The sequence below is a fragment of the Sulfobacillus thermotolerans genome, assembly GCF_039623705.1.
In the GTDB taxonomy this organism is placed as follows: domain Bacteria; phylum Bacillota; class Sulfobacillia; order Sulfobacillales; family Sulfobacillaceae; genus Sulfobacillus; species Sulfobacillus thermotolerans.
This window is the reverse complement of record NZ_CP133983.1, coordinates 262968-286687: the sequence shown is the minus strand read 5'-3', so window position 1 is coordinate 286687 and position 23720 is coordinate 262968. Positions and strand designations below refer to the sequence as shown.

Sequence of the window (23720 nt, the reverse complement as noted above, 5' to 3'; positions counted from 1 at the left end):
GCCATATTTCTTTACAATTTTTCCAGCAAAAAAAGGAATTTCATGAAACTTTTTGCTCCGCACGGCGTTTACATCATAAAATGGAGTTGTGAGATGGTGCATGGAGGGATCCACGGAATGCATGTGAGACTGGGGTTGATACTCGGCAGCGCAATCATAAGCGCTTCTTTAAGCGGTTGCGGCACAGTCGCGACCAGTACCCCCGCGGCGTCTCTTCCGCAACAATCCGCCCAGCACGGTCCTGCCACATTTCAAGGATTAGCCCCGTTGCGTCCGGGCTTTAAGCCCGTAAACATCTTCTCCACCGTCGTTGCAATCCCCAAAACCTGGACGACCGAACGCATCACGGCTGACAGCATCACTTTAGGAGGACAAACCGGATCCTGCTCGGTGACAAATTTAACGCCCAGCTTGTCTTTGGCTACACGGTGGTTGCCGCTCTCCACCTCACCGACAGCCCCTTATAAAGACGTCATTCCCGTATCGCCCTCGACAGGCAGTGGCAGTACGACAATTCTTACCCAAACAGGGCAATTACTGGAGCTCAGCGTTCATGTTCCACCGTCTCATCAACGTCTTGGCACCACCATCTTGCACACATGGCAGCATCCACTCATCGCCACAACAACGCAAGCGGTAACACACCTTGAACAGGCTCAAAACGCCGTTTTGGCCAACGCTGGCTCTAGGGAATGGGTCCTCGCAGCAGGCAACGCCGCCACAGCGCAAGAAAGCTTCTATCTATTTCAGTCCCAAAACGGTGGTAAACAATGGACATTGGAAAATGCATCGCAATGGAGTGCCAATGCGCCAGTGTTTCCCAACGCCTCGGGGCAGGCCACCATCAATTTCCCAACAACATCGGAAGGGTTCATTGCGGAGCTTAGTGCCATGCAACCGATCTTGCTGATTTATCGCACAGAAAGCAGTGGAAAAACATGGGCCAAGCAAATCATCCATTTACCGTCATCATTTTGGCCAGGCAACAAAGCGCCCGTGATTCATTTTTCCTCTCCTACCGACGGTCAAATTCTCGCGCCGCTATCCCAAACTAATCTCGATGCGCTCTACAACACTAATAATGGAGGCGCGACGTGGCACTTTGTGCAAATGGAAACGGTGAGCGCGTGCCAACCGTCTCACACAATTATTAAGGAAGCTCTGCACCATGACGCGACCCAAATCGCTTTGCCGTTATTTGGGCCCACACGCATTCCCCATGCGCGTAATCAAAGCCTATCGGCCACCGCCAGTGCGAGTCCCTCGCTCAACCAATACAGTGTACGGATCTGGAAAACGCAGCAATGCTACCCCGTGAATAGCCCAGAAATAACGCACGACCTTAGCGATCTGGCACCCTTTGCATCATGGCGGGTGACAGCGGTCAGCCCTCAAGCACCTACTACCGCGTTGCTGGAATCCGGTAATCTTTACTGGCGCGCACCGTCTGGTCATCCACACACGGTCACTTTAGCCACAGGCCTCATCGGCCAAGCCTATCCAGCCAGTACCCTCTTTTCAAGTCAGGCACTGTCCCATGGCCCCGTGCTCATTTGGCATGAAGGTGAATGGACCATGGAGATAAAAGGCGGCACCGCCGTGTCAGAACAAACCGTATCTTCGCCTCTTATCCGTTATTTACACACGCATTTCCTACCCGGGTACCAAGGCTTATTAGTCGTTAACATTACGGGTACGAACCGCATGCAAACACGCCTCGATTGGGATCAAGGACCGCTGTTCATGCAGGTAGCGAGTGACGAACCGTCTGCAGACAATCCCGTGACAACCGCGCGGTTGGCCGTCTTGTGGCAGCAATATTCTTAACTGACGTTGGGAAAATTAATGATCTCGATGCCCGCCGCATCTTATACAATATGTAATAATAATGAATTCCAGACGACTCTACGCGGGAGGCACACCGTGGCTGTTTTCTTATCGACAAATACTCATGCAAGTTTTTGGTATGACGAAACCGTTATTGAAACCATCGTCAAACTACGCTTAGCCGACCAATGCTATTTGGAAATCATTACCCCGTTATCCGGCCTGCGTTTGCCTCCTCCTGGCACAGTGATTCAAGTGCGTTGGCAATGGAATCAGACGTTATGGCAACAAAACGCCTACGTCGAACGCACGGATTTATCCGCACAGCCCGTCTTATCTGTCGTACTTGAGGGCGATCCTCAAGCTCAAGAAAACCGGCGCACAAGACGTCACGCCTTGTCCTTGCCGGTCACTTTTTCCACTGGCCCTTTAGGACTCAAAAAAATTTCCTCCGAGACCGAAGATATCTCGGTACAAGGCCTGCGCTGTCAATTAGAGAAACCGTTCCCGGAGCAATCCCCGGTCGCAATGACATTGACCCTGCGTGGCGCACCGCTTCATCTTCAAGGCCGCGTCCTACGTTGTGTGGCCACACAGTCGGGTATGACACAAGTCGCCATTCGCTTTACCCAAACCGATAACGCAGATTTTAAGCTATTAAAGTCCTATCTCGAATCGCTTCCGTGAGCATCAACTATGCCCTTCTTGGCTATTCTCCGCGATCGATCAAAATAGCCACGAATTCGCCGGATTGCAGTACGTTACAAAGGTCTGATATCCCTTGACGGAGCTGGCGATAATAGGTGGGGCGGCTCAAATGTAGCGCCATGGCAATGCGGTCGGCATTGCCAATGTGATCGATAAAGGTCATCCGCAAGACTCTTTGCGTGACATCGGTCAGAGGTGGCACTGGGCTCTCTGAAAGGAGAACCGCCAGAATACGGCGGGCTTCATGCCCCTCACACCCTAACATTTCTGGCAAGCCTGTCCGGTTAAAATCATCGACGCTATGGTACGCCTTGAGAGCCCGACGGAGCGTCTCCTCATCCACGCCGTAGCGATTTTTCACCACCGGGCGGTTGAACGCGCGTATCACCGACCCCACCCAAATAAGAAAGTCCCGGTGCCGCATATCGAGCACGAAGGCTTCCACGCCTTCTTCTAATCCAAGCGGATGCGAGTCGAAGCCTAAAAGTCCCAACAATGCTTTAAGTCTGGGCTCCCCACTTCCCACAACCCCCCGAAGTCCACTGCCTAAAAATGACAGTCCATCCCGAATAATAATGCCGAGGATGTCTCTGGGGTGATATAAAGGATGGTGCGCATCGACACCCACTAAAGTGCCCAAATACGTATCCGCCTGATCGGGATCTTGAGGGAACGTTTCGTCTGGAAAATAGCGCGCTACAGTTCCTGGGGCATATAATTCGATTAACGCCGCCGTGGTATGATGCATCGGCAACGACACGAAAAACCCGATGGGGGCGCCATCAGGAGCCCTAATCACGCGGATGGCCTGAGGAAATTGGGCAAGAACCGCATCGAAAAGAGCGTGTGCTGCCTTCGGTGTCGGCAGGACTAAGCTTTGCCTTCCCCACTCATCAATCATACGATGAATTGCTTGGGCATCTGTGGCGTCAACCTGGCGATCGCGTGAGATCGCTGTAAGCGCCCCGACATCGGCGTAAGAGCTTTCGCGCGGCAAAGACGCGGCACTAATCTCCATAAGCTGGTAGGCCAAGTGACTGCGCTCGCGAAGCGTTGTGGCTTCTCGGTACAAACGACTAAGATAATCGACCGCTTTAATGCGGAGACGTTTTAACCCCGTCGGGTTATATTCCTGCATGAAATTGAAAAGTTGGGCCCGGACGACATCGTGCAATGTGATGCCCCCTTGCACAGTCCGCACAAAAGACAAATGACTGATGCCTTTGAATTGATCTAGCGTAACCTCAACAGGGGCCATCAAACTCTGGAACGCAGCATGATTGGCGACAGGCAACACGGTAAGAATGTCGAGTAACGGATGAAGGGAGGGGTCCGTCACTTCCCGCAGTAATTCGGCGGTTATCTGCTCTAACAAAGAAAGGTCCCATGCTTCCTTTACGTGATTGCGTGTGGCAAAATAATCGCCCACGACGGCAACCCCTAAAGGATATCCGTGCAAACGCTGAATCACTGCTTGAAGTTCATGGCTATCTTCGACGCCCATGCGCAGAAAATATGCTTGCACCTCTTCATAGGGCAACGCGTTTAAAGGGAACGACCTTACACGCTGGTCCCAGCCCAAATGCGTGTACCACACACGATCTAGACCCCGGCGGCTGGATAAGACCACCAGAGCGCCTTGATCAGGCAAACGACTCAGCCAATCTTCACGTAGCCAGCCTTCAAGCACGCCCACTTCATTAAAGTTATCAAATATCCATAGGACACGCTCAGGCCACTGGTTCGCCATGCCTGCAGATTCCAATGCATCTTGAAAATACTGAAGAAACGAGGCGGGCTGTTTGGGACAGGACCGTCCGTCCATCCATAAGACGGCCATGTGCTGTGCTTGCGCCATCCCCATCCATTCCCACAACAAGGACGATTTGCCCATACCGGCAATTCCATGAACGTCCCAAATCTGCGTCCGTGGCTGGTTGTCCGTCAGCCATTGCTGAAAGGCCGCAATCTCTTCTTGTCGACCGACAAAACGGTCTGAACGGTCTTGATGGACGATATCCTGAAGCCAATTCATGCCGTGCCCCCCTAATCGGATAATCATTCGTCATGCATTAAAAGAATTCCTGCCTTGTCACATCCATTAACTGGAATAGGGGGACGCTGCGCTGCTCTGAACATCCCCTTGCTCTCCTTTACTTGTTATTATATAGTATCACAGGGGCTTTAAATTTTTCCCCATTTTCGTCCATCACCGCGAAGATGCCCGACACCCCTGAACAGGAGGATTATACATGGCAAAAATTGCATTCTGGATTACTGCTGGCCCAGGCTTGGAGGAAAAGGTTCTGGCCAACTTAGTGCTAGCCGGTCGCCTCAAGGCCAATCGCAATCAAGATATCGAAGTCTATTTCTTTGGCCCTGGCGTTAAATTGGCTGGTCAGGCCGAAGGCCATCTGGCTGAAGCCTTAAAAACCCTCTCCTCCGGACAAGTCCCCATGGGCGCGTGTCCTTTTAACGCCGACCAATATGGCGTCACGACCACTGTGACTGAACAGGGCATTCATATGGAGCCTGCCGGCGAGGCCCTTGTCCGTCTGACCGAGCAAGGTTACCAAATTGTCGGTGTCTGAGCATTAAGTTCTTCAGCTCACCAATCCTTGGGGCATCCGCGTCTCGCCCCAAGGATTTTTTTGACCTCTTTTAATTAATGATCAGGTCACAACTGCTATTGAAGACGTTCGGGCTTGGCCATAGCCATTACCCACTTTCGGCATAAACCGTCAAACTTTGTGCAGCGCCTGCAAATCCTCGCAACATAAAATGAAAGGCCTGACGAAATTCTTAAGGTTTTGCGATCGATTTTCTAGCGTAAAACCAAAAATTGGAAAGAAAAAACTAGACGCATTGTCTGGGGTGCGCCATAATAAACCGTGGTTTTTGACAAGCCCATTTTCCGATACGACAGTGCCCTTCATAATTCGGGTTTCCTCACCACCATATGGAGCCCCCAATAAAAATGACGATTGGAGAGAAAAAATGTTTAAGCATGTTGTCTATGCCCTTCGGCACCTTATGATCCGCGCCGCTTTAGAATACTGGCGTTGGCGCATGGTGCGCGCTGAACATGACGTTATGCGGCTTACTTATAGTCAGCAGTGCGATCTTTGGATTGTCAGGTATCACCGTCTTTTAAACTCCCGGCCTACTTCTGCAAGACCTTTAGAACGCGTACGCACTGAACGCGTTAGCAACCAGTACTGAATCACCAAGGCAATCATGCCGAGCCGAATGGCAATGTCCCCTAAATTGAAGACAAAAGGGTATCCCGGAACCCGCCAAAAGTCGACGATACCGCCCCATAAAAGACGTTCCGTCCAATTAGCCAACGCACCCGCAAAAATGATGGCCAAGACCGTCTGGTATTCTCGCCACCGCCACCATGCGGCAACCAGGGCCGCCATGGCCAGCGCTGAGACAACGGCTAGGCTCCATGACGGGGCGTAAGCTAACAGGCCAAACGCCATGCCGCGATTAAAAATCACGCCCTGTCTTCCAATGTTTGCACGGTTAACAATCCCGAGGCCCAAGGCCGCAATATAGACGATCAACATGATGAGCCCCGTACTCCATCCTCTTAACTTCTTGTCCACGTCCGTGCCTTTTCCCCCTATGCTACAATCTCTATATAATGTAGGCTTATTAACCACCATAGGAAATGGGTGAGAACCATGCCACTAACAACACGCAACCACCTTCGCAATCAAATTTTGAACATTATTCGTGGGCAAGGCCAAGCCACCGTGAAATCGGTCTATGAAGAAATCTTGAAGAAACGCGCCGTATCCATCAACACCGTGGCCACTGTCATGAACCGTTTAGTCATCCAAGGGCTCCTTGTACGCCAAGGCGGGGTGCGCCATTACTCGTATCAGCTTACCCCTGAAGACGGCGTCGCCAAAGCTCGGGCGCTACAATCTGTGGAAAATCTCTTATCCGAATTCGGTGAAACCGGTCTTGTTCACTTTGTTGACGCCGTAGACGAAATTGAACCCGGCGCTCTAGAAAAACTCGAAGAAATTTTACACAGCCGCAAAAAGGAGAAAGGCCATGACTAAGACCGTCAGTTCCTGGATTTGGCTTGGAGGGTTGGCTTCGGTATTAGCACTTCCTGTGTTGCTATTGGGAGCGCTTGATGCAACCCTCACTCACCATCTCGCTTGGGCCCTCATGAAATCCCCCATGCATCCGGGGCCTATGACGGTCCCCTTATGGCTTGTTGTTTTAGGTCTTCTCGTGTCTGCCTTGTTAGGTGGATATCTTTATCGCCTCATTGCTATCAGCACCCGCCATATCAGAGAACAATCGACCATCGCCGCAAAGCTCGAATCTCGCTTGTCCCCACTACCGGAGGAACTCATTCCCCCTAACTTGGCCCCATCAAACCAGGTGCGTTTCGTCAGTCTAACGGAAAGCACACCCCATGCCTTTACCTACGGCTTTCGTACCCCCACCATCGTCATCGCGCATTCCATGCAACATTTGCTCGACCGCCAAGCTTTAGCTGCCATCATCGCCCATGAATATAGTCATGTCCGTTCGCAAGATTATGCGATTCAACAGCTTTTCATAATATTGATTCACACACTGCCTGGGTTTGGTTTCGGCACACTATATCGCCAATACTTAACCATTCGGGAAATTCAGGCCGACCAATTTGCCACCTCGTGGCAGCAAACTCCCGATCATTTAATTCATGCGATGGTGGCTACCGTGCGTGCCCTGAAAAACCAACCTGCCGCCCCCTTTCCAAGCGAACCCGCTTGGAATAGCGGCTGGCAGGCACGTATTGACGCCCTAGCATCCTCTGATGGAGGGAACTCCCATCATCCCGTTGGCATTCTCTGGCCATTTCTGACCTTTCCCGCCATCAGTTCGAGCCTTTTTGTTGCAGCATGTATCGCGGTGGCGTGTCACTAAAGTCGACCCATCACATACTTATTGAGCCATCAGATCAGCGTTTAGACCACCCGCGATGCGGCCCATACCCTGGGACACCACAATGCGGACGGGTAACGCCGTCATCGATGCCCCCGCTTTTGCGGTATATGAGACTTGCCCTTGACTATTGGTGGTTAGATGCGTGCCACCCGAGGAGCTCATCGAGGATCCCCCCATAGACGAGGAAGCTCCGGGCGTTTTCGGCGTGACACTGACACTCGCTCCAGACACCGGGCCTGAAGGACTCATGACCGTAATCGTAAGCGGCTGAGATGATCGTGCGGCAACCACCCGGGCAAACGGTTGAACCACAACGTAGTCGCCGACTGGAGCCGTCGGATTTGTCGTGGACGTTGTCCACCAAGCATCCATGAGCCCCGCTCCTTTCATGGAAGACGGATTAAACGTACTTAAAGAACCCACTTTGATGCCAATCATCTCCATCGTCTTGGTGGGCTGGCCACGGAGCACAATGGTAGCTTGTCCCATACTGTTCGTTGTTTTCGAATAGCTTGCCACGTAAGGCGAAGCCGTTTGGGCGCTGGTCGAATACCACTGGCTCACCCCGGCACCTAACGGCACCATGGGCCCAATATAGACGATCACGGGTTGATTAGCCGCCGGTTGTCCGCTGGCCGTTGTGGCCGTTACGACGAATGTGGCTTCTTGCCCGGCTTGGACCATTTGAGCCGTTTTATTGGTATTGAGTTCTGCCACCGTCACGGAAGATGCGACGGAACTTTTGCTAGCGGGTGTGCTGCTCATGGTGCTAGAGCCAGACGTCTGAGGCTTGGCGGCTTGCGATGTGGTCCCACATCCGGCCAACACGGCCGTCAAAGACACAGCAACCCCGATCACTCGTTTGGTCATAAACTTGCTAACCTCCCCCAAGAAGCTTCTATAAACTACATTTTGTAGTTTACACTGCATTAGAATCTCCTGGCAAGGCATGACCGTCTATGACATGGGAGCAAACTGGCTTGCAATCAATTCGTTAGAACCCGCTGAAGCCGGAATATAGATGCGAAACAACTGTAAGCGGACGTACGTTCCATCTTGTTGAAAATCTAACCGGTAAGCAGGTCCTCCCACGCCATAAATCAACATCCATTGGGCTGCAACCCCATCAGCCAACATCACATTGGCCACACTGGCCGGTTGATACGCCGGATCGATGGGTGTGTTTGATTCGATAGCCAACATGTTGTTGAATTCCAGGTCTAAGTCCGGTCCATCAACATAACTTTCTTCTAATGCCGTATCCGGATAAGCATGCGTCGGCAATAGAAGATGCAAATGCAGGGAACGGGCCCGTGCTAAGGCGTTAGTCCACACGCTACCCGAATAAGCCATCTTGGCCAACCCGTTAGGTCCTACCGGCGCGCTACCTGGCGATGACGGCAACACGCTTTGGCGATGCACATGGCGTGCATGATGCGCCCGCACGGTCGCAATAGCTTGGGATTGTACCGGATGCGTTACGGGAATAACAGGCGGCAACAACAAAGAAACCCCTCGGTAAAAGACCACCACCGCGGCTAGGCCGCCAACCACGGCCCCGATTCCCTTGACCCATGCCCTCACTCGCCCACCTCCTGATGCTGTATCCCTATCGTTATTGTACTGGACAATGCCGATCTATGGGCGGGCATACGGGATTTTAAGCCATACTGGCCGGAACTCGCATGACGGTTTGCACAAAACGCTCGCCAATTCGCGTCATCGCATCACGATGATAGACCAATGAAAACGTTCGGTATAGACTCAACCCCGCGACTTGCACCGAGGCAAATAAATCGCGCTCTCTTGGCTCAATCGTGAGCGGAGACAAAACACTAACCCCCAGTCCTTTAAGCATCATCTGCTTAATCGCATGTGTTGTCCCTAAAACCAAACGAATATTTAACTGCTTGAGATCAATCCCTTCATAGCCTAAAGCATTTTCTAAAGCCATGCGGGTCCCTGAACCTGGTTCACGTAAAATTAATGGCTCTTCCATGAATTCTTCTAACGTGACTTCCTGGCGTTCAGCCCAAGGATGCGTGCGTGCCACCATCACCACCGGCTGATCATCAAAAAATGGCCGGACCACCACCTGTGCATCGACCATAGGCGCTTCAATAAGACCTATATCCAAGGTATGATTGAGCACTTGCTCGAAAACTGTACGTGAATTGGCCATGGTAACGGACCACCGAGCATTAAGCATATCCCGGCAATACTCAGCCAATATACCTGGCAACAGATATTCGGCAATGGTCAAACTCGCCCCAATAGCGAGTACTTGGGGACGGCTATCCGTTAACTCCTGCACCGCGTCTTGCGATTCATGGATTAGCCGCAGCAAAGCAGTGACATAGCGATATAGCACTTCACCCATTTCCGTCAGGTGAACCCCTTGGCTAGTACGTACAAAAAGGTGTGTCGCATAAGATTGCTCAAGCATTTGAATTTGTTGACTGACAGCTGATTGGGATAAGTTAAGAGCTCGCGCCGCTTGAGAAATCGAGCCCACTTCTGCTACCATCTTAAAAGTCGTCCAGACTTGTTCGTTCACGGCGCTCTCCTTCCCATTTCACGACAGCGGACTTCCCATCCACCGCGAGTTCTTGTATTATTAATAGCAAACAATAAGCTGAATTTTATAGACTATTGTCACTAGTTATTTTACACTATTGTACTGCATTCTTGATAGGTGGGCGAAGGTTCTACGCTGTAAATCCACGGTTTGAAACAGGGTATCCACCGCCACATTTAGATCATAACTTTAAAGAAAGTGAGGAGAAGACGTGATGCGTTCCGATGCCCAGTCACTGACCTTGTCGGCCCTACAAGGCATCTCGACAGGACTCCTAATTCCTGTTGCCATGGCCACGGCTCTGCCCATATCGTCAACAGGCCGCGTGCAGATGTGGCACGCGGAAATTTTGAGCGCAGCCCTAGCACTCGCTAGCCTCTCCATTTGGAGACAACTCGCACGCCAGTCCAGGCGCTCCTCACCGAAATCCGTCGCCAGCAACCTATACGTTCTCGCTCTAGGGATTCTCGGGTGGGCAGATACCTGGGGCGCAGATGGAGGCCAAAGCCTCGTCGCAATTTTAGCATCCGCCTCGGCCACCGGGTTAGTTGCGCATTTTCGCGCAGTCTCTTGGACATTGCGCGTTATTGCTCCCCATTGGCCGAAAAGTGCATCGGCTGCTTTGGCCATGATGAGCCCCAGTCTCATTGCAGGGTTTGTTCTCGGTTTGGCAGCAGTCGGCACCGCCAACCTTCATCACGCGATCTTTGCTGGATTATCCGTCCTGTTTGGTGCCTTCATCGGGGTGTCATTGTTATTTGCATGGCTTCTTCGCCCCGTTTTTAGCCCTGTGGCACGTGCTGTCATTGCCGTAGGCACGTACATTATGCCTGGCGTTGGCGTGATCTACAGTCTCATCACCCAAACCCCATGGGGTACCTTATCTGCAGCCGCTATCGCAGCCGCAACACTAATTTGGTACAACCGGGCGGCCGCCAAAACTCTCCCCTCTAGTCAATTCCCTGATGTCTTGCCGGACCACTCGCATTTTCCTATTACCTAACACGGGGAATTGTGATGATCTCCATAGTCTTCTCACAAGTTCTACGCTATGATATCTGAGATGCGGGCGCAAGGAAGACCAAAATAGGTTATTTAAGGAACTTGTCGTCAGAACCGTTCCGCTTCCGTCGCCGCTTCGCTTTCTCGTTTTTACTGTTGGCAGAATGTCTTTGGCAGAGAGGAGCTACTCCCCATGAGCGACGTCATTACATTGATGGAATTCAAGTGTTTTGACTGTGACCAAGTCTTTTTGCTTCCCCAAGGCAGCCGCGCGACGGTCTGTCCCCGTTGCAGTTCAGACCGCATCCAGCATGCGGGTCAAATGCAAGTTTCCATTGTGGCCTCCGAGAAGAAAAACTGAAAAACATTGCCATGGCACGGCCCAGAGGTCTGAATGGCTCGCGAGACCTCTGGTTTTTTTCGCCCCTGTTGGCAAGCAAGATTCGACGAACCATCTGGTGCCATATTTTGTATGATGGAGAACAGCAGGCAAGTCTGTACTGTTTGCCCAAACCCAGTGCCCTCGCGTTGATGGGGGCTCCACCCGGTCAAGCCAACAGCGTGGTATACCCGTCGTCTTGGTCAACCCGCTGGGCAGGACACAAGACCCTGCGTTTAAGAACGTCCCCCCTTGTCATGCTGGACGATTCGAGCAAGACCTTGCAAACTTTGTGGGCAGACTTGTTGAGACCGTTCACCGAGAGCGGACGACCGGGAGTTCCCATGGTTTCACAAAAAGAACGAGTAGAAGCGAATTGATACAAAACACTAAGGTAGGAGGCCTTGATCTAGCATGTCCTTACATACAGGCGCCGTTTCCAAGCATCGTTCAGCTCCTTGGCCAGTATGGCCCGTCATCATCTTTGTCATCCTCGGCGTAAGTCTCGTCTATATCGCCAAATGGAATCCCTATTACCACAAAGTCTTCAGCGTGGCGGCTCATCACACACTGGGTGCCAGCGTTATCACGGGGTCAGCGCCCTTTGCTCCCGCCCCTTCATGGCATGCGGCATGGGATTATACATGGAGCTATTTTAAAGATATTTGGATCGCGCTCATTGCCGGCCTGGTCATTGGATCAGGAGTTGATGCGTTATTGCCCCCGGATTGGCTAGCCGTTACCTTAGGCCGAATCGGCTGGAAAAGTCGCACCTTAGCAGGACTCGCTGCCATTCCCTCAATGATGTGCACCTGCTGTTCCGCTCCCATTGTGGTCAATTTAAAAAGACAAAAAGTTTCGACCGGGGCTGTCCTGGCCTATTGGATCGGAAACCCCATCCTCAATCCTGCCACCATTATTTTTATGGGGTTTGTCCTGGGCTGGAACTGGGCTCTTTTGCGCATAGGGCTCGGTATCGTCTTAGTGGCGCTTGTTGCAAAGCTGGGCGATATGTGGCAGCCAGCGGGCTTAGATGAAACCACCTTGCCGGTCCCTCCACGCCCTTCTGACAGCCCCGTCCATATTGTTGCCCGCTTTTTTCGCTCCTTGTGGAAACTCATGACACGGCTCTTGCCGGAATATATTGTGCTCGTCATGGCCTTGGGTGCTGCGCGTGCCTGGCTGTTTCCTGCCATGACCGCAAATCTCTCCCACGCCTGGTGGCTATGGATCCTCTATGCCATCGTCGGCACGCTATTTGTCATTCCTACCGCAGGAGAAGTTCCCATTGTCAGTGTGCTCATGCGATATGGTTTAGGCGTCGGCCCCGCTGCGGTATTGATGATGACCTTGCCGGCCATCAGTCTCCCCTCCATGGCCATGGTGAGCACGGCGCTCCCCAAGTCCTTATTGGCGAAACTGGCCGCTACCGTTGCCATATTTGGCCTTATTACCGGTCTTGTTGGCCATTTTCTCCTATAACGGCATGACTTTTGTAAAACATTCTAGGTCAAAAGCCGGCCAAGCCAGCTTTTGACCTTTTGTCATAGACAAATTCCTAGAAATCATACAATGGCTCTAGTCGCAGTCGTGGTGGGTGATTGCATTAGCGTAAAACAAGGGTAAACTTATTACCAAGGAGACAGTTCAGGGTGATATGACACACGAGAAGGAGGGGCTATGCGGCCGTTATATTGGATCGTCGCATTAGGATTTGGCCTTCTGACGATTAATGCCAATCCGGTCATTAGCTGGCCTGGGCTCAGTCCCCAGTCTGATCCTGTCTCGATTCCAGCACCTCAACCCTTCTCGTTGCAACCGCCCTCACAAGGCGAGCCCTTGGAAATGAGCCGGAACTGGGCCGGATATGTCAATTCCAGCGCCACCTACACCGCTGTTCAGGCCACGTGGCGTGTTCCAACCCTTATCTCCAATGGGTCATTAGCCATCTGGGTCGGTGTCGGCGGCGCCCCTCAAAGGCGGTTGCTGCAAGCTGGCACATTGACGAAAAAGACCGCTTACGGTACCAAAACCATATTGTGGATTGAAGGGTTACCGCAACCATTAAAACCCATTGCCCGCAATTTGCCAGACGGCGCGCCAGTGCATATTGCCATTACCCATGTCAAAGCAGCTCGGTGGAATTTGACACTGCAAGCCGGTAACTACCGGCAAATTTTTCATGTCCGCTATCCCCTCACCGCCAAGAGTGCCGAGTGGATCGTCGAAGACCCTCTGATTAATAATAAGTTCGCCCACTTTCCCACCTTCCATCCTATCGAGCTGTTCTACGCTAAAGCCCAAACGAGCACAGGTGTGACCGTCACCGCCAAACAATCCATGCCCATCGATTTGCGCATTCATGGCGCCATTGATGCCGCTCCCATTTTAGTCAGCAACACCACGTTTGCGGTGAGCCTGCCCGCCTTTCGTCCCTAGCCAGGCTCCCTTACCTGCGGCTGCGGCATCCATCTTCACCCCCGTATGTACCGGCTTAAAACCAGCAACCGAACGGTCCCTTACGAGACCGCCCGGCGCCTAAAATAGATGAGACTCTAAGAAATCCTTAGACCGTCAACACGGTATCGACCCCATCAAAATACACCGTGAAAGTTCCCGCATCGGTCGCGGTATAGGGGATGGTAAAGGTTTGACTACCTGTCGAGGCACTGGTCACCGCCGTATACACCGCCCCGGGGGCGAGATTCCCGACCGTATCAAGATCACTAGAAGGCACGATGACCACCGATTGCTCAGAGGATACACCCGTTCCGTCGTTGACTGTCACTACAAGGCTACTACCCGATACCGCTGCAACGACGGTGGGCGATGACGGGGTGACTAGCGTCACAGGTCCAATTTGAGACGGACGCTGGTAGTTGTCGGTGACGGCCGTGGTGATGCCCGCTTGTGTCAATGCATTGACACTCACCGCAATCACATCCCCTGAGGGAAGTTCGGGATTTTGACCCGACAATGTCAACACCACTTGAGACCCGCTTACCTGCGCTGACGCTATCTGATATTGTACGTTGGTGGTCAGATCTGTCACCGTAAACTGGGACCCGTTGGGTAGCACAGAATCTGGATTCAGGGTTCGCGAGAAGCTGACGGTCAATTGGTTAGGCAGATTATCGGCGCTCAAGCTGAGCGATACGGGGGTTAGGGTAGTGGGACCCGGCGGCTGTGTCCAGGTCACATGGCTGATCAGCCACTGGGAACTTCCGACCATTTGTGCCATAACCGTATCGCTTTCTCCAAGACTGCCCGAGGACAATCCGACTTGGGCGAAACCACTGGCGTTTGTCGTCGCTTGGGAGTTCGTTAGGACCGCTGTTTGTTGACCGGATACAGAAAATGCAATCGGAACGTTAGCCTCAGGGCTGCCATTTGGACCCAGCACTTGCACCGTCAGGTCTGCGGTTTGCCCAATGGCCGCCAATGCTAAGGGAGTTGGTGCCCATTTAAGCACCGGTGCATCATTGGACGTTTGCCACTGAACAGGAATGGTCAAGTGCGCATAGGCCGATGTGGGCCCTTGACCCACGTCGGGCCCGCCATCAATCCATATGGCCTCTGGCAATGCGGAATCTACCGCCAGCGTGATGGCTTGCGACCCCGGTTGCGAAGAGGCATCTTCAAAGGTAGCCTGCCCCTGGGCATTTGAGATCACATCCACCTTATTCAGCGTCCCTGTCCCCGTTCCCGTGATGGAGATCTCCATTCCCTCTAATGGCATCTGACCGGCCAATAAAGTCATCCCGAACTGCGTGGAGCCTAGTGTCAACGTCACCAAAGGCGCTTGAGTAAAAGCATTAGACACATCTAAATCCTGGCCTCCTTGGGGTGTATAAAGTAAGCTGACAGGAAGCCACTGCACCATAACGGTAGGGGATGGGGCCATCGCTTGATCACTGACCATGGTCTCAAATCCTTGACTAAACGCCGACACAATGGCTTTGACATTCCCCGCTCCGGTCAATACCACAGACGCCGTGCCGTTAGCACCTGTCTCGCTTTGTTTCGTCAAGACCTGAACGCCGGCCCCACTAATTTGCCATGTCACAGGCGTACCCGCGCCCACCAGATTACCATTGTCATCCGTAACAGTCGCGGTGACTTGCACCGTTTGTCCCGCCAAAGCATTCCCCCACGGTTCACTTGCTGCTTGTGAGGCGGGAACAAATGATACGGCCGTATATAATCCCGGCAAAGGAAAGGCAACGCCAGGAATTTGCGGTACTCCGTAGAGTTCGGCAATTCCTGATTGCCGTGCCCTCACACTCCCCGTAGAGTCCCATGTCAGCTGAGGTGCCGCCAGCGCTTCAGAAGGCGTCACAGGGAGTACGCTTTGACCTGATACCAGGACATTTTGGCCTTGTCCATTGTTTTGCGATGGAATCCAATAGGCCGCGGTAACCGCGCCTCCGCCAAGCGCTTCAACGACGCCGTCTCCCACTTCGGGATATACCGGCACTGCGGCTTGATACGTGGTGCCTTCTTGATATTGCGTTCCTAAATCAGCTGCGGCCTGACTTGCACTTAAAGGGCTAAAAGCGGTGAAACTAACCGGATTCGCCGTCCACGTCACGTCGCTCGCCGGAACCCGAAGACTTGTGACACTTTGGGCAAGGGGATAATAGGTCACAGACTGCACCCCCACCCCTGTAGCTTGTACACTCGTCACGGTCGACGGCGCGGTAAGCGTAAACGTTAATTGGCCGCCATCAGACTGAGCCGGAAGTTGCACACCAAAATTATTGGCGGCTAAGGGCCCCATCAACACCCGCACGTAAGGAGTGGAACCATCTTGAGGTGTGTACGTGACCGTTAAGGCACTACCCGCTGACAACCCTAAACTTGAAATGTTTACGCTAGCGCTCGAAAAAGCTTGCGGTACTACAATAGGCACAGAATGCCATACACTATCGGCTCCATAAGAACCCGATGTTTGGTTCACCGCAATGGTCTGTGGCGCGGTCGAGGTTTGTGGCAGCAAAAATTGCGCAGAAAGCATCGGCTCAAGGGGCGTGCCGGTGTTCTGGCTCACCGCATAGGCTTGCGTTTGCATCGATGTCCCAAGCCGCTGGCTCGTCATGACGGAGCCCGTCGCAGATCCGATGGTGGTTCCAGTCTCATTCAGCGCTACAAAAAGGACTTGCCCTTGAACGGGCTGCAAGGCGGGGGCCGATGGCACTGAGACTTGATAACCGACGGCGGTCACAGCAGAGGCGTCTAAGGCTAGGGCTGAAGAAGAATTGTCGTTGGGATTGGTCACGGTCATTGTTGTAGTGGCAATGCCCTGGGCATTGGTGACAGCATTGCCATTTAATCCTTGGGGAAAGGTCACATGGTCGGCTGGATTCGAATCATTCGTCGCCGTAAACACCACCGGAACATCCGCCAAGGGTTGACCATTAGCTCCTGTCACCACCGCCTGCACTTGGGCGGTTTGCCCCAAGAGCAGGGCATTAGGATTACTTAGCACAGACAATGGATTCATGAGAGACGTCGTTAGGGAATCCGCTGCCACGGTCTTTGGTGCAGCGGTAAACGTATGGGTCTGACTCCACACGGCATCTTGATTGGTATTAGGGGCTGCCGGATCCTTAGCATAAGCAATGATATGATACGTGCCTGCTTCGGGTGGCGTGTACGTAAAAGAACTGCTGCTTTGATATCCGCCACTGGCCGTCCATTGCCCTTGGGGATTTTCCACCCAAAATTGATAAACCGGTGAAATAAGGTTGCGTGCTTGAGCTACGACTGTCATTCCCTGATTCTGCGTAGCGGTCGGTCCCACACTGAGGTGCACAGCACTCCCGACATTCACAATGTCCGTCGCCACCAATGCTTGATTCCATAAGCCCGAATGGACAGAAGAGGCACTAAGCGCGTAGACCGCCACCACATAGCTTCCATCTGCGAGAGCCAATTGAAACCTCGGATTGGGGGAATAATTGCGCGCCATGGACCATCCTTTCTGGGTTTGGACCCAAAATTGATAGTCGGCCGATTCCCCAGTGGCGGCTGCCTGAAATGTCACGGTGTGGCCCGCTTGTGCTATTCCATAGCGGTTCAGCGAGAGCTGTGTGAGATTTTGTGGCGTAGAGGAAGCCTGCACTAAAGGGGTATTGAGAACACAGGCCGCGAGTCCCGCCACTAAGAAACTCCGACCCATACGTTTCATGAACAGAGATAAAACCTCCATTTCTATTTATTCAAACACTGTATTACAATCGACACTATTCGACATAGTTCGACACATTCCTCTATTCCATGAAGGACATTTTAGTGGGGTGTACAACCCTCGTAAGACAAGCTGATACCCCTTAAACTAATCGAGACACTGCTTGAGACAACATTCGCTACTGTCCTCGCACCTATGGACTTCTATAGTAAGGGCGTCATCATGCCCTCTTTATAAACAGAGGCCATGGTGATCGGTAATCGGCACGGGTTTCAATAAGAAGGGAACGATGAAGCAATGACTTCACCACTATGGCGTTTGTCTGGCATCTTGGGCATCGCAGCCACCATGGTTTTGGCACTTGGCAGCATGACCATGGCAGCAAGTAACTCAAACTCTACGCAAGAAGGCTATGTTAGCATTACCAATGTTAAGGGCAACACAGCAACGGCGACATGGTACTGGTCTGGATTAACAGACGGAGAATATGTGGCCGTGGAAGCGATCTACAATGGCACCACCACGCCATTACCAGCGTCTGACGGAACAGTCACAACAGCAGGTACTTACTCGACCACTGTGACGCTCCCTCCAGGTGATACATCGTGGTCGAACACGACCATTGAAATGGCCGAAGCAAACTTTGCCGAGGGGCAACTACCCGAAGTTCCGTGGGCTGCAGGCCTTCCGTTGATTTTAGTGTTGCCATGGGCCGTTTCGGCATGGCGTCGTCGTATTCCGGGGTAACCTTTCGTGATTTTGGCATCTTTGCTCGCCGTCATGCGCAGCTGCGGGCAAAGATGCCAATTTAATCGTTGTAGCAATAAACCCTTTGAGACGGCATCTGCGACCCCCATTAGCACTGTTTTTGGCACGAACTCCCGCTATGCTTACTTAAACAACACGGTAACCTGCGTTGGGCCCGAAAGAGGGCACCATGGTTCTCACGAGATACAAGGAGGCGTGCACCAATGCCCAACCATTCCAACACCGATTCGTATTACGATCAAGCCTTGAAACTGATGGCCCAAGGTGCCTCAATTGACGACATGATTACCGCGTTAAATATTTCACGCGGCGAAATTTATCATACCGTGCGTGTCATTTTTACGGATATGCTGCGCCGCTATGGGGCGATTGCTGCAGCGACCTCATCCGTACCCGAGATTGCGGAATGGGACGCCTTAACCGGGGCGCTGACGCGCCGCACCGGAGAAATTGCGTTGCTGCAGATGTTACAAAAAACCCACGAGGACCAGCCATTTTCGATTATTTTTATCGATCTCGATAACCTAAAACAAATGAATGATGCCTATGGTCACAAGGCTGGTGACCATCTGCTCTGTCAACTCGTCCACACAGTCCTGTCTAATATTCGGCGCTCCGACCAGTTAATTCGCTGGGCCGGGGATGAATTTATCCTGGTATTGCCACATACGCCCAAAGCTATCGCGTGTGAAACGCTCAAACGTTTGCGCCGTGCCGATCCCACGCTTCAATTTTCGGCCGGGGTAGCCCAGTGGGAACCCGGTGACTCCTTGAGCTCCCTTATCGACCGCGCTGACCGTGCCATGTATCAAGACAAGCGTCAGCGCAAGACCCAAACGCCCTCGTCTTCAAAGCAGATCCGTCATTTCGTTCGGGAACACCGGGCCATTAAACCCCCGCTTAAGGTTCGCAGCCTTTCAGATTCCTAAGGGCAGTGTGAGACACGATTTGAGACTTTTATCGGCACTGTCAAAGGCTATTAATTCACGATATTTTTTACACATTGAATGATCCGTCGAGCCTTGTGACAAGACTCTTATATCAGTTCGATAGAAAGGGATGAAAGCCAATGCCTTCACCGACCGTCCTTCGTTTCAGCGCTGCCTTGGGAATGGCTGGTAGTCTTCTTATTGGATTTAGCCACGTCACGATGGCCGCATCCGATGTCGGTACCCTCACCATCACATCGCAAGGCGCAAGCCAGCTAAAGGCCACATGGACAATTCCCCAAGGAACCTCTCTACCGCCAGGCACCCTCACATTATACGGATGGCCCAATCAGACAACGCCCGGTTCATACACGTCGAACTACGTGATAAAGACACAAAATGGCTCATTAATGCCAGATGTGACCACTCAGCCCGGCACACCCCTACCCAGCCAACCACCAACACAGTTAAGCTTGTTTTTTCCCGCACCCCATGGGTGGCCGAATATTCACGAAACCTTTCAAATGACCTATAGTTCCAATGCACAAGGTCCTGCCGCAAATTCGCCGGTTGTATCCTATAATTCGTTGCCATTTAGCCAACTTCCAGAAGTGCCTTGGGCCGCAGCGTTACCGCTATTGATGGTATCGCCTTGGCTCTTTTACGCGGTTAGAAAGCGCCGCGTGGTCCGGCCATGACGAAAAATAGCGCCATATCGAGAACTCCAAGGCATAGCCTGACGGGGTTTTGGATTCTCTGGGTTGGCCTTTGCACAGCTCCTCTGTTAGCCTATGCGTCTCCGTTATGGCAAAACATTTTAGCGGACACTCCTATTGCCGATTTGATTTGGATTCCCATCTTGGCCATAGGATGGGCCTCATGGAATTTGCTGGCCGTCCCTTTTGAAGGACCTGATGATAGTGAACTCGATGCGATTTTAGGCATCAGTCTTGCCGCTATTACAGGGCTGGCTCTCGTCGTTGGACCTGCGCGCTGGCCTACGGCGTTTGTCTTTGATCATGCTGGACTCCTCCTCTGGCCGCTTTGGATCTTAGCGATGACGTGGCTTTTTTGGGGTATTGGCGCGTCTTAATTGGGTTAATGAGGCCTTTCGCAAAGTGCTAGGTCCGCTCGTCTATCTGGCCTGGTGTTCTATTTGCTCACCCCTTTGTTTTCCCTAGCGAAAGGGAGTTTCGGCAAGCCCCAGCCCATCTCCCACAACGCCCTTGCCTGCCAACTACGTGGGAGGACCGAGATCCACGTATGTTGATATTGAGTGGACAGATTCGGTCAAGCAGCCTGATGGCGTGCGGTACTTGCGGTGGTCGCTTGCGGCTTTTCCGGCCAGTGCGCCATCACTTGCGTCATCCAGCCCTATTCGGTTAGAACCGCTCACGGTATCTGAAGCCATGGTTGCACCCCGCACGCACGGAACGTGGACGGGAGCCATCGCGACAACCAAAACCAATCTCATCACCATGGCTGAACGCATTCTTCACCAAAGTTTGCAGCCTAAAGCTTAGTTCACCCCACGCCTTTTGGGAATCTGATAGGTTTCTCAAAGGGGTATCGTAAAAAGAAGCATCGACGGAGCTCTATATCTTTTCACGTTTAGCGGTCTTCATGGAAGGCGGACCTACGCCACAGCTCTTGGTGCTTGCATGCGCAAGGAGGCATCTCATGCATTATTTACGTTTATTATTCGCGAGCGCCCTGGCGTTAACTTTGGCAGGGTGTGGCCAAAAAGCTGCCGTTCAGCCCGTTGCCACACACCCACCCCACAAGGTGCACGTCATCGCCAAGCCTTTATTAGCTCCCCCTTGGCCCACAGTTCAATCAGGCATCAATGTCGAGGTATGGAATACCCCGACCCCTTCTCAAATTGATGGCGTGATAAATGCTGTGGCTGCCTTGCACGTTCGCACCGTTGCCATTGTTATTCCTTTCGGACAAAGCAATTGGCAAGCCAATAATGTTGGCCCTGTGCATTTTACGCCGTCGCCCCGTGTCATTCGCCAGGTCATTTTGCAAGCGTACCACGATCATCTCAGCGTCATGCTTCGTCCCATGTTAGACGAGGGCACGTTAACGCCTTCAGGTCATTGGCGTGGTGATATTGCACCGCAGTCATTGAACAGCTGGTTTAAGCACTATGCCCAGGCTCTCATCCCTTACGCTGCATTAGGACAACAAGAGCATGTCGGGGCTTTTGATATCGGCACAGAGCTCTCGTCAATAGAAAGCGATAACCAAGGCTGGGATACGGTTATACATGCGGTGAAACAGGCATATCAAGGCCCGCTCTTGTACTCGTTTAATTGGAATAGCCCAAGCTTAGCTGCCCTGCCACCATGGACCAAACAATTGACGTGGATTGGTCTTGATGCCTATTATCCACTCAATACGCCTTCCGGTACCGAGTCGGCTTTGGTGCAGGCCTGGCAGCCTTGGATATCACAAACCGCTAAAATCCCTAACCTCGTCATCACGGAACTCGGCGTTATGCCCAAGCCTCGTGCTTGGCAAGCCCCATGGGTCTGGGATCCTCCGGGACCAACGAACTGGTCCGTGCAAGCCCAATATGATGCAGCTGCCATTAAAGCGTGGCAGGGCCATGCCCAGGGTCTCTATTGGTGGGGCGTCATGCTGCCACGCTCAGGCCAAGGCGCCTCATTTGACCCCATCGGGCACCCGAGTGCGGCCGTGATTCAGACGGCATGGTAAAAGGACCACCGCGTCGTGCGGATCTTGTCAGATAACGACACCCATTGGCGGAAAGTCGGGAAGATCATTAATGCATTATCCCCCCACCGTGTTGGGGGGATAATCCGCATAGGCGCTAACCTAAGGCTGCCGAATCGAGTGCGAGGCACCGTTTACGTGGTCGCTCATGGAGTGCTTTGGTCCATGTTCGCGCTGAAGGGCGCCAATCGTCCAGATTGACGAAGCCCCGGACGATGATCTGAAGATCCTGCCAAATCATTTGGGAAATACGCCACACGGCGCTGGATGTCCGTCTGGACGGGAAATCCGTGGGGGAAAAATCCGGACCGTGGGTCCGGAGGGCGTCCACCAGCACGGCGCCCCCCAGCAGTTTCGCTAGCAGATACGTTTGGGCGAGGTCCGGGTCGAAGGCCCGGAGTTCATCAATATGGATTAAACTTTTTAATCGTTTGAAGGCGATTTCGATTTGCCATCGGAGACGATAGAGTTCAAGAATCTCGGCCGCGTCCGCTTCTGCGGCGGACAAGGTCGTTAAAATCAACACATAATCGGCGGCGTCCAAGGTCGCCTGGGAGACCGTATGTCCGTGATTGCGCGCCTCTTTGCGGGCGGTCCGGCGCGCTTTTTCCGCCGCGGATGCTGATTTCCGCATCGCCACAATCCGCACCCGCAGGGCGGGGTGGTCCTTCGTTCCGGCGATTTGCACCGTCCATTCCCCCGGAGTGGCATCAGGGAGCGTGCGGACGGCTTCCAGCACAGACCACGGAGTGCCGTCCAATTCTTGGAGCCGCAAAGCCTTCCACCCGAACCGGACGAGCACCTCCGCGTGCTGACTCTGCACCCACGCCACGGCTGCGGGTTTGGCGTAGTTGCGGTCGGCCAAGACGACGTCGCGGGGCCGCAAGTGCAGCCGCGTCAGGGACTCGCCGCCATGGGCGTCCATGAGTTCCACGTGTTCCCACCGTCCTGTGCCCAGATTCCACTGGGCATGGAGACGCCACGTGGTCCCCGAGCTGCCGGGTCGTTGAATCGTGCTCCCATCTGTCAGCACGAGCCGAAACCGGCTCTTCACGGCGGTGCCGATGCCTTGGGATCGGAACCATTGATCCAGGAGTGCCCCAGCCACGCTGGCGCGTGGCGTAAGCGTTTTAAGACGGCCACATCCGAAAGATCTGCCAACCCGATGCGGCTGGCCCATGCCGCCGTCGTACGCAAGGACCAATCATTCCAGGCATACGCGAAAATGATGCGGAGCAACGCTTCGGCAGATTGAATCACGCGCAAGCGCGCGATGGCTCCACAAGTCCCAGCCTTGGGGGAGAAAGCAATCCTGCCAGCCTTTTTTGGGGGACCGTGTGTGAAAGTGCAATACTTCGCCATGGACCGCTTTCAATATATCTTACAAAGTTAGCGCGTATGGGGAACTACCCATAGCCTCCTCGGTTCGGTTGTTGAAGTTATTGCTAAACGAACCGACATGCGATTTGACCTCGATAGTCGCGACGAGTCGCTTCACTCCAGACGGGTGATGTCTGACCACCACTAAATCCCATTGTTTGGCGGGACGATAAAACCCGGGCAGTTCCAATTTTCCGGACGTAAAAATTTCCGATGCCTTCACACCGTTGGCCAGGCTTCCCGCTATCCTTCACAATA

24 protein-coding genes are annotated in these 23720 nt (G+C 52.9%); 15 read left to right on the top strand and 9 right to left on the bottom strand.

Annotated features, from left to right (window positions below; genetic code table 11):
* Nucleotides 1–117 precede the first annotated feature (117 nt).
* Both ORD20_RS01290 and ORD20_RS01285 read left to right on the top strand, forming a co-directional pair.
* Nucleotides 118–1827 carry a hypothetical protein gene (locus ORD20_RS01290; protein ID WP_103375645.1) on the top strand — a complete coding sequence of 570 codons (1710 nt, stop codon included), beginning with the start codon at nt 118–120 and terminating at the stop codon, nt 1825–1827.
* A gap of 96 nt (nt 1828–1923) precedes the next feature.
* Nucleotides 1924–2514 carry a PilZ domain-containing protein gene (locus tag ORD20_RS01285; RefSeq protein WP_158246279.1) on the top strand — a complete coding sequence of 197 codons (591 nt, stop codon included), beginning with the start codon at nt 1924–1926 and terminating at the stop codon, nt 2512–2514.
* 22 nt (nt 2515–2536) lie between these two features.
* Here ORD20_RS01285 and ORD20_RS01280 read toward each other — a convergent pair whose 3' ends face one another.
* Nucleotides 2537–4570, bottom strand: coding sequence for a hypothetical protein (locus tag ORD20_RS01280; protein ID WP_103375643.1), 2034 nt, complete (start codon nt 4568–4570; stop codon nt 2537–2539).
* A 217-nt stretch (nt 4571–4787) separates the two neighbouring features.
* Here ORD20_RS01280 and ORD20_RS01275 point away from each other — a divergent pair, with 217 nt between their 5' ends.
* Nucleotides 4788–5126: a DsrE family protein gene (locus ORD20_RS01275; protein ID WP_103375642.1), complete on the top strand. Its 339-nt coding sequence runs from the start codon at nt 4788–4790 to the stop codon at nt 5124–5126.
* Between the two features lie 549 nt (nt 5127–5675).
* On the opposite strand, the gene ORD20_RS01270 is transcribed toward ORD20_RS01275, so the two are convergent.
* The gene (locus ORD20_RS01270) at nt 5676–6146 is read right to left on the bottom strand and encodes a signal peptidase II (protein WP_158246278.1); all 471 of its coding nucleotides are present in this window, start codon (nt 6144–6146) and stop codon (nt 5676–5678) included.
* 78 nt (nt 6147–6224) lie between these two features.
* On the opposite strand from ORD20_RS01270, the gene ORD20_RS01265 reads away from it, so the two are divergent.
* Both ORD20_RS01265 and ORD20_RS01260 read left to right on the top strand, forming a co-directional pair.
* Nucleotides 6225–6611, top strand: a complete 387-nt coding sequence (locus ORD20_RS01265; protein ID WP_103375639.1) for a BlaI/MecI/CopY family transcriptional regulator — start codon at nt 6225–6227, stop codon at nt 6609–6611.
* Nucleotides 6604–7473 carry a M48 family metalloprotease gene (locus ORD20_RS01260; RefSeq protein WP_103375638.1) on the top strand — a complete coding sequence of 290 codons (870 nt, stop codon included), beginning with the start codon at nt 6604–6606 and terminating at the stop codon, nt 7471–7473. The genes ORD20_RS01265 and ORD20_RS01260 overlap by 8 nt, the downstream gene beginning before the upstream one ends.
* A gap of 18 nt (nt 7474–7491) precedes the next feature.
* On the opposite strand, the gene ORD20_RS01255 is transcribed toward ORD20_RS01260, so the two are convergent.
* From ORD20_RS01255 to ORD20_RS01245, 3 genes are all read right to left on the bottom strand, one after another.
* On the bottom strand, nt 7492–8364 hold the full coding sequence (locus tag ORD20_RS01255; RefSeq protein ID WP_103375637.1) for a hypothetical protein: 873 nt from the start codon (nt 8362–8364) through the stop codon (nt 7492–7494).
* An 87-nt stretch (nt 8365–8451) separates the two neighbouring features.
* Entirely contained in the window at nt 8452–9078 is a 627-nt protein-coding gene (locus tag ORD20_RS01250) for a hypothetical protein (protein WP_103375636.1), read from the bottom strand.
* 76 nt (nt 9079–9154) lie between these two features.
* Entirely contained in the window at nt 9155–10051 is an 897-nt protein-coding gene (locus ORD20_RS01245; protein ID WP_103375635.1) for a LysR family transcriptional regulator, read from the bottom strand.
* 235 nt (nt 10052–10286) lie between these two features.
* Between ORD20_RS01245 and ORD20_RS01240 the strand changes: the two genes are divergently transcribed.
* The 4 genes from ORD20_RS01240 to ORD20_RS01225 all read left to right on the top strand — a co-directional run bounded on the left by ORD20_RS01240 (nt 10287) and on the right by ORD20_RS01225 (nt 13892).
* Nucleotides 10287–11075 (top strand): hypothetical protein, encoded by a 789-nt coding sequence (locus ORD20_RS01240; protein WP_103375634.1) that lies wholly within the window; start codon nt 10287–10289, stop codon nt 11073–11075.
* Between the two features lie 192 nt (nt 11076–11267).
* Complete coding sequence (locus ORD20_RS01235; protein ID WP_158246277.1) at nt 11268–11435, top strand: hypothetical protein; 168 nt, start codon at nt 11268–11270, stop codon at nt 11433–11435.
* A 432-nt stretch (nt 11436–11867) separates the two neighbouring features.
* Nucleotides 11868–12935, top strand: a complete 1068-nt coding sequence (locus ORD20_RS01230; protein WP_103375633.1) for a permease — start codon at nt 11868–11870, stop codon at nt 12933–12935.
* Nucleotides 12936–13133: 198 nt separating this feature from the next.
* Nucleotides 13134–13892: a G1 family glutamic endopeptidase gene (locus ORD20_RS01225; protein ID WP_103375632.1), complete on the top strand. Its 759-nt coding sequence runs from the start codon at nt 13134–13136 to the stop codon at nt 13890–13892.
* 127 nt (nt 13893–14019) lie between these two features.
* On the opposite strand, the gene ORD20_RS01220 is transcribed toward ORD20_RS01225, so the two are convergent.
* The gene (locus ORD20_RS01220; protein WP_103375631.1) at nt 14020–17643 is read right to left on the bottom strand and encodes an Ig-like domain-containing protein; all 3624 of its coding nucleotides are present in this window, start codon (nt 17641–17643) and stop codon (nt 14020–14022) included.
* 297 nt (nt 17644–17940) lie between these two features.
* Here ORD20_RS01220 and ORD20_RS01215 point away from each other — a divergent pair, with 297 nt between their 5' ends.
* The 6 genes from ORD20_RS01215 (at nt 17941) to ORD20_RS01190 (ending at nt 22064) form a co-directional block, all read left to right on the top strand.
* Entirely contained in the window at nt 17941–18390 is a 450-nt protein-coding gene (locus ORD20_RS01215) for a hypothetical protein (RefSeq protein WP_103375630.1), read from the top strand.
* Between the two features lie 224 nt (nt 18391–18614).
* Nucleotides 18615–19340 carry a diguanylate cyclase domain-containing protein gene (locus ORD20_RS01210; RefSeq protein ID WP_103375629.1) on the top strand — a complete coding sequence of 242 codons (726 nt, stop codon included), beginning with the start codon at nt 18615–18617 and terminating at the stop codon, nt 19338–19340.
* A gap of 140 nt (nt 19341–19480) precedes the next feature.
* Nucleotides 19481–20038: a hypothetical protein gene (locus ORD20_RS01205; protein ID WP_103375628.1), complete on the top strand. Its 558-nt coding sequence runs from the start codon at nt 19481–19483 to the stop codon at nt 20036–20038.
* Nucleotides 20035–20433: a hypothetical protein gene (locus tag ORD20_RS01200; protein ID WP_430626430.1), complete on the top strand. Its 399-nt coding sequence runs from the start codon at nt 20035–20037 to the stop codon at nt 20431–20433. Before ORD20_RS01205 ends, ORD20_RS01200 begins: the two co-directional genes overlap by 4 nt.
* A gap of 148 nt (nt 20434–20581) precedes the next feature.
* Entirely contained in the window at nt 20582–20863 is a 282-nt protein-coding gene (locus tag ORD20_RS01195; protein ID WP_430626429.1) for a hypothetical protein, read from the top strand.
* A 157-nt stretch (nt 20864–21020) separates the two neighbouring features.
* Nucleotides 21021–22064, top strand: coding sequence for a glycoside hydrolase family 113 (locus ORD20_RS01190; RefSeq protein ID WP_103375626.1), 1044 nt, complete (start codon nt 21021–21023; stop codon nt 22062–22064).
* Nucleotides 22065–22179: 115 nt separating this feature from the next.
* Here ORD20_RS01190 and ORD20_RS01185 read toward each other — a convergent pair whose 3' ends face one another.
* From ORD20_RS01185 to ORD20_RS01175, 3 genes are all read right to left on the bottom strand, one after another.
* Nucleotides 22180–23136 (bottom strand): transposase, encoded by a 957-nt coding sequence (locus ORD20_RS01185; RefSeq protein WP_430626428.1) that lies wholly within the window; start codon nt 23134–23136, stop codon nt 22180–22182.
* The gene (locus ORD20_RS01180; RefSeq protein WP_430626427.1) at nt 23133–23348 is read right to left on the bottom strand and encodes a hypothetical protein; all 216 of its coding nucleotides are present in this window, start codon (nt 23346–23348) and stop codon (nt 23133–23135) included. The genes ORD20_RS01185 and ORD20_RS01180 overlap by 4 nt, the downstream gene beginning before the upstream one ends.
* Before the next feature lie 115 nt (nt 23349–23463).
* Nucleotides 23464–23685 carry a PaeR7I family type II restriction endonuclease gene (locus tag ORD20_RS01175; protein WP_430626426.1) on the bottom strand — a complete coding sequence of 74 codons (222 nt, stop codon included), beginning with the start codon at nt 23683–23685 and terminating at the stop codon, nt 23464–23466.
* Between the last annotated feature and the right edge of the window lie 35 nt (nt 23686–23720).

What these genes read in the sequence shown, in the direction of transcription:
- ORD20_RS01290 (WP_103375645.1), top strand. Translation starts at nt 118, where the DNA reads ATGCATGTGAGACTGGGGTTGATACTCGGCAGCGCAATCATAAGCGCT.
- ORD20_RS01280 (WP_103375643.1), bottom strand. Translation starts at nt 4,570, where the DNA reads ATGAATTGGCTTCAGGATATCGTCCATCAAGACCGTTCAGACCGTTTT.
- ORD20_RS01275 (WP_103375642.1), top strand. Translation starts at nt 4,788, where the DNA reads ATGGCAAAAATTGCATTCTGGATTACTGCTGGCCCAGGCTTGGAGGAA.
- ORD20_RS01265 (WP_103375639.1), top strand. Translation starts at nt 6,225, where the DNA reads ATGCCACTAACAACACGCAACCACCTTCGCAATCAAATTTTGAACATT.
- ORD20_RS01260 (WP_103375638.1), top strand. Translation starts at nt 6,604, where the DNA reads ATGACTAAGACCGTCAGTTCCTGGATTTGGCTTGGAGGGTTGGCTTCG.
- ORD20_RS01255 (WP_103375637.1), bottom strand. Translation starts at nt 8,364, where the DNA reads ATGACCAAACGAGTGATCGGGGTTGCTGTGTCTTTGACGGCCGTGTTG.
- ORD20_RS01240 (WP_103375634.1), top strand. Translation starts at nt 10,287, where the DNA reads ATGCGTTCCGATGCCCAGTCACTGACCTTGTCGGCCCTACAAGGCATC.
- ORD20_RS01235 (WP_158246277.1), top strand. Translation starts at nt 11,268, where the DNA reads ATGAGCGACGTCATTACATTGATGGAATTCAAGTGTTTTGACTGTGAC.
- ORD20_RS01230 (WP_103375633.1), top strand. Translation starts at nt 11,868, where the DNA reads ATGTCCTTACATACAGGCGCCGTTTCCAAGCATCGTTCAGCTCCTTGG.
- ORD20_RS01225 (WP_103375632.1), top strand. Translation starts at nt 13,134, where the DNA reads ATGCGGCCGTTATATTGGATCGTCGCATTAGGATTTGGCCTTCTGACG.
- ORD20_RS01220 (WP_103375631.1), bottom strand. Translation starts at nt 17,643, where the DNA reads ATGAAACGTATGGGTCGGAGTTTCTTAGTGGCGGGACTCGCGGCCTGT.
- ORD20_RS01215 (WP_103375630.1), top strand. Translation starts at nt 17,941, where the DNA reads ATGACTTCACCACTATGGCGTTTGTCTGGCATCTTGGGCATCGCAGCC.
- ORD20_RS01210 (WP_103375629.1), top strand. Translation starts at nt 18,615, where the DNA reads ATGCCCAACCATTCCAACACCGATTCGTATTACGATCAAGCCTTGAAA.
- ORD20_RS01205 (WP_103375628.1), top strand. Translation starts at nt 19,481, where the DNA reads ATGCCTTCACCGACCGTCCTTCGTTTCAGCGCTGCCTTGGGAATGGCT.
- ORD20_RS01200 (WP_430626430.1), top strand. Translation starts at nt 20,035, where the DNA reads ATGACGAAAAATAGCGCCATATCGAGAACTCCAAGGCATAGCCTGACG.
- ORD20_RS01190 (WP_103375626.1), top strand. Translation starts at nt 21,021, where the DNA reads ATGCATTATTTACGTTTATTATTCGCGAGCGCCCTGGCGTTAACTTTG.